Below are 3,717 nucleotides of genomic sequence, written 5' to 3'. Positions count from 1 at the left end.
GGTCACGGGCGGCCCGCCGGGTGTTCCACCGCGGACGTCGGCCACCATGGAACCAGGCCCCTCACCCGGAGAAACACATGACCACCAGCTTGGACAGGGGAACGGGACGCTACCGCGCTCTCGTGGACGCGGCCACCGGCCTGGCGCTGCTCGGCTGCGTGACCCTGGGCGCCCTGCTCCGTTTCCCCGGCCTCAGTCAGCCACAGGAGCAGTGGCCCGCCATCGCCATCGCGGCCGTCACCTGCCTCGCCCTGCTGCGGGCGCGCGCCCACCCGCGCGCCGTCGCCACCGTGGCCATGGCCGGTACGGTGGCCACGCTCGCCCAGGGCTACATTCCCACCCCCCTCATGCTGGCCCCGCTCATGCTGGCCCTGTACTGGGTGGCCGCCGAGACCGAGCGGAGAATCGCGCGGGCGTTCGGGCTGGCCGCGATGGCCGTGGTGGTGATCGCCGCCATGCTCGACAACCCCACGACCGACATGCTGCTGCTGCGCACCGTCGGCCCCGTCCTGTGGCTGCTGCTGCCCCTCGTCGGCGGCAGCAGAGCCCGGCTGCGCACGGCCTACCTGGAGTCGGTACAGGCCCGGGCCGTGTACGCCGAGCGCACCCGGGAGGAGGAGGCCCGGCTGCGGGTCGCCGAGGAACGCATGCGGATCGCCCGGGAGCTGCACGACGTCGTCGCCCATCACATGGCCGTCGCCAACGCCCAGGCCGGCACCGCCCGCCACCTCGTACCCACCCGGCCCGACCAGGCGCTGAAGCTGCTCGACGGACTCACGGCCACCACGTCCTCCGCACTGATCGAGCTCCGGGCCACCGTCGGGGTGCTGCGCCAGTCCGGTGACCCGGACGCCGAGTCCCTGGAGCCCGCCCCCGGTCTGGACCGGCTGCCCGAACTGGTCGAGACCTGCGCGAGCGCCGGCCTCGACGTCACCCTCATCACCGAGGGCGAGCCGCGGCCCCTGTCACCGGGCGTCGACCTGACGGCGTACCGGATCATCCAGGAAGCCCTCACCAACGTGACCAAGCACGGCGCCGGCCAGGGCGCCGACGTCCGGCTCAGCTACGCCAGGAGCAGGCTGCTCATCTCGGTCACCAACGACGGCACCGCCGCCGTCGCGGAGGCCGCCGACGGCGGTTTCGGCCTGATGGGCATGCGCGAGCGCGCCCACTCCGTCGGCGGCGACCTGCGGGCCGGACCCCGCCCGGGCGGCGGCTTCGAGGTCACCACCGCCCTCCCGCTCCACTCCCTCGCACCGGAAGAACCAGAGGCCGCCGCGTGAGTATCCGTGTCCTGCTCGCCGACGACCAGGCCCTGCTGCGCGGCACGTTCCGGCTGCTGATCGACTCCTGCCCGGGCCTGGAGGTGGTCGCCGAGGCCGCCGACGGGCAGGAGGCGGTGGACCTCGCCCGCACCCACCGCCCCGACATCGTCCTGATGGACATCCGCATGCCCGGCACGGACGGCCTGGCCGCCACCGCCGCCATCTGCGCCGACCCCGGCCTGTCCGGCACCCGCGTCCTCGTCCTCACCATGTACGAGACCGACGAGTACGTCGCCCGGGCGCTGCGCGTCGGCGCCAGCGGCTTCCTCGGCAAGTACGTCACCACCGACACCCTCCTCGACGGCATCCGCACCGTCGCCGCCGGCGAGGCCCTGCTGTCCCCGGGCGCCACCCGTGCCCTCATCAGCCGCTTCCTCGCGGGCCCGGCTCCCGGTCCCCTGCTGGCACCCCCGGAACGCCTCGACGACCTCACCCCGCGCGAACGCGAAGTCACCGTGCTCGCCGCCCGCGGCAGATCCAACGACGAGATCGCCCGGGAACTCGTCCTGAGCGTGCTGACCGTCCGCAGCCACATCCAGCGCGCCCTGACGAAACTCGGCGCCCGCGACCGCGCCCAGCTCGTCGTCATCGCCTACCAGACCGGCCTCGTACGCCCCGAGTCACGAAAGGCCTGAGCTCCCCGAACTGCCGGGCCCGTCAGGGTTCCGCCGCCGGACCGAACGGTGTTCCGGTGTCCGCTGCGGCCTTCCAGCCCCAGACGGTGAGCATGCCGGCCGACAGCGCGGCGCACTCCTCGGAGGCCAGGTACCGGACCGCCGCGTCGACGGCCGCGTCGTCGACCAGGCCGGTGGCGCGCATCGCTGCCCGGCTCCGGTCCCAGGTGTCCGCCCAGAAGCGGCTGATGGGACTGCCCGGCAGCAGCGGCGGCACATGGATCTCGGCGGCGACCGGCCCGAGCCCCGCGCCGCGCAGCAACTGCGGGTACGACGGCACCCAGGAGACATCGGTGCCGATGGTGGCCCGCAGCCCCTGCCACATCGCCCGCATCACCGTCGTGTACGGCGTGCCGGGCGCCCGGTCGCTCGTCAGGTCGACCGCGTCACTGAGCACCAGCACGCCGCCGGGCGCGACGAGTTCGGCCAGCGTGGCGACCAGACGCTCGTGCTCGGGCAGGTGCATCAGCACGAAGCGCGCGTGGACGAGCCGGAATCGGCCGCGGACGGCGTCCGGGGCGGTGATGTCGGCCTCCAGCACGTCCAGCCCGGGCCGTTCGGCCAGGAAGCGCACGTCGCGGTCCACGGCGAGCACGCTCGTCACCCCGGTCTCGTCCAGCAGCCGGCGGGAGACCGTGCCCGTACCGGCCCCCACGTCGAGGCAGCGCCATCCAGGACCGGCCCCGAGGGCCCGCAGCCGCGCCATGGTGATGTCGTCGTAGGCAAGGGCGCCGAAGTCGATGCGCTCGCCCTCGCCGGCCTGTTCGGGACGGAAGACGGCCTCGCCGTACCGGCCGCCGCCCGGCGTGCCGGTCACGCCGCCGCCGGAGTGACACCCGGGCCGCCGTCGGGCAGGAGCAGCGGGAACAGCGGATCGTCGAAGAGTTTCATGGCGGGGCCTTCGCACATGTGTGGGGGAGAAGCGGGGCGGCGCTAACGGGCCGCCGCTCCACCGATCCTCCGGCGGCGGCCGCCCGCACGGCCGAGGCGCGCCGCACGAACGGCCGATCGGCCCAAGGGCCGGGGCACGTGAGCCGCGAGCCCGCCGGGTCCCCGACCGGTCAGGGGACCCGGCGGCCAGGGCCCCACCGCCGGACCTCCGGCAGATGGACGGCTGGTACAACTATCTTCGCCGCACACCAGTCGTGCCGAGGGTGACCGTCACAGCGGAACACGTTCGGGGAACCCAACCGGCCAAGAGGATCAGGGTCGCCATGCCGCACATCACCGTCGACTACTCCCCGCGGATCGCCGACTCCTTCGACCTGCGGGTCTTCGCGGCGGAACTGCAGCCGACGGTGCTGGAGGGCAGCGGTTCGGCGGGAACCTGCAAGACGCTGTTCCGGCAGGCGGCCGAGGCCCGCGTGGCGGATCGGTACGGCGACGCGACGGCCTTCGTGCATGTGGAGGTGGGGCTGTTCCCCGGACGGTCCCACGCGGTCAAGGCCCGGCTGTCCGAGGACGTGCTGGCCCTGCTGGAGAAGCACCTGGGGGTGGGTACGACCCAGGCCGTGGTCTGCTCCGTGGAGGTGCGTGACCTGGCCGGGTCGTACCGTCTCCGGACCTTCTGAGCCGCCGTCAGGCGGTGTGCAGCGCGCTGCGCAGGACGGCGACGGCCTGGCTGATGGCGGCTTCGGCTGCGTGGGTCTCGCGCAGGGCGTTGAGCATCACGAAGTCGTGGATGATGCCCTGGTAGCGGACGGCGGTGACGGGTACGC

General features: G+C 73.6%; 4 protein-coding genes and 1 pseudogene. 3 read left to right on the top strand and 2 right to left on the bottom strand.

Features of this window, described 5'->3' with window-relative positions; all coding sequences use genetic code 11:
- The first annotated feature begins 77 nt into the window (after positions 1–77).
- Together ACFWPS_RS53820 and ACFWPS_RS53815 are read left to right on the top strand one after the other, a co-directional pair.
- On the top strand, positions 78–1,283 hold the full coding sequence (locus ACFWPS_RS53820) for a sensor histidine kinase (RefSeq protein WP_383721867.1): 1,206 nt from the start codon (positions 78–80) through the stop codon (positions 1,281–1,283).
- The gene (locus tag ACFWPS_RS53815; protein ID WP_383721865.1) at positions 1,280–1,960 is read left to right on the top strand and encodes a response regulator; all 681 of its coding nucleotides are present in this window, start codon (positions 1,280–1,282) and stop codon (positions 1,958–1,960) included. Before ACFWPS_RS53820 ends, ACFWPS_RS53815 begins: the two co-directional genes overlap by 4 nt.
- A 22-nt stretch (positions 1,961–1,982) precedes the next feature.
- Here ACFWPS_RS53815 and ACFWPS_RS53810 read toward each other — a convergent pair whose 3' ends face one another.
- The gene (locus ACFWPS_RS53810; protein WP_383721863.1) at positions 1,983–2,816 is read right to left on the bottom strand and encodes a class I SAM-dependent methyltransferase; all 834 of its coding nucleotides are present in this window, start codon (positions 2,814–2,816) and stop codon (positions 1,983–1,985) included.
- A 397-nt stretch (positions 2,817–3,213) separates the two neighbouring features.
- On the opposite strand from ACFWPS_RS53810, the gene ACFWPS_RS53805 reads away from it, so the two are divergent.
- Positions 3,214–3,570, top strand: coding sequence for a 5-carboxymethyl-2-hydroxymuconate Delta-isomerase (locus ACFWPS_RS53805; RefSeq protein ID WP_383721861.1), 357 nt, complete (start codon positions 3,214–3,216; stop codon positions 3,568–3,570).
- Positions 3,571–3,577: 7 nt separating this feature from the next.
- Here the strand turns inward: ACFWPS_RS53805 and ACFWPS_RS53800 are convergent.
- Positions 3,578–3,717: pseudogene (locus ACFWPS_RS53800) on the bottom strand (esterase); the annotation flags it as partial.

Source organism: Streptomyces sp. NPDC058457 (assembly GCF_042720695.1).
Taxonomy (GTDB): Bacteria; Actinomycetota; Actinomycetes; order Streptomycetales; family Streptomycetaceae; genus Streptomyces.
The sequence above is the reverse complement of the archived record's forward strand: the minus strand, read 5'-3'. Positions and strand labels throughout refer to the sequence as shown.

Coding starts and splice junctions, on each gene's coding strand:
- ACFWPS_RS53805 (WP_383721861.1), top strand. CDS start 3,214: ATGCCGCACATCACCGTCGACTACTCCCCGCGGATCGCCGACTCCTTC.
- ACFWPS_RS53820 (WP_383721867.1), top strand. CDS start 78: ATGACCACCAGCTTGGACAGGGGAACGGGACGCTACCGCGCTCTCGTG.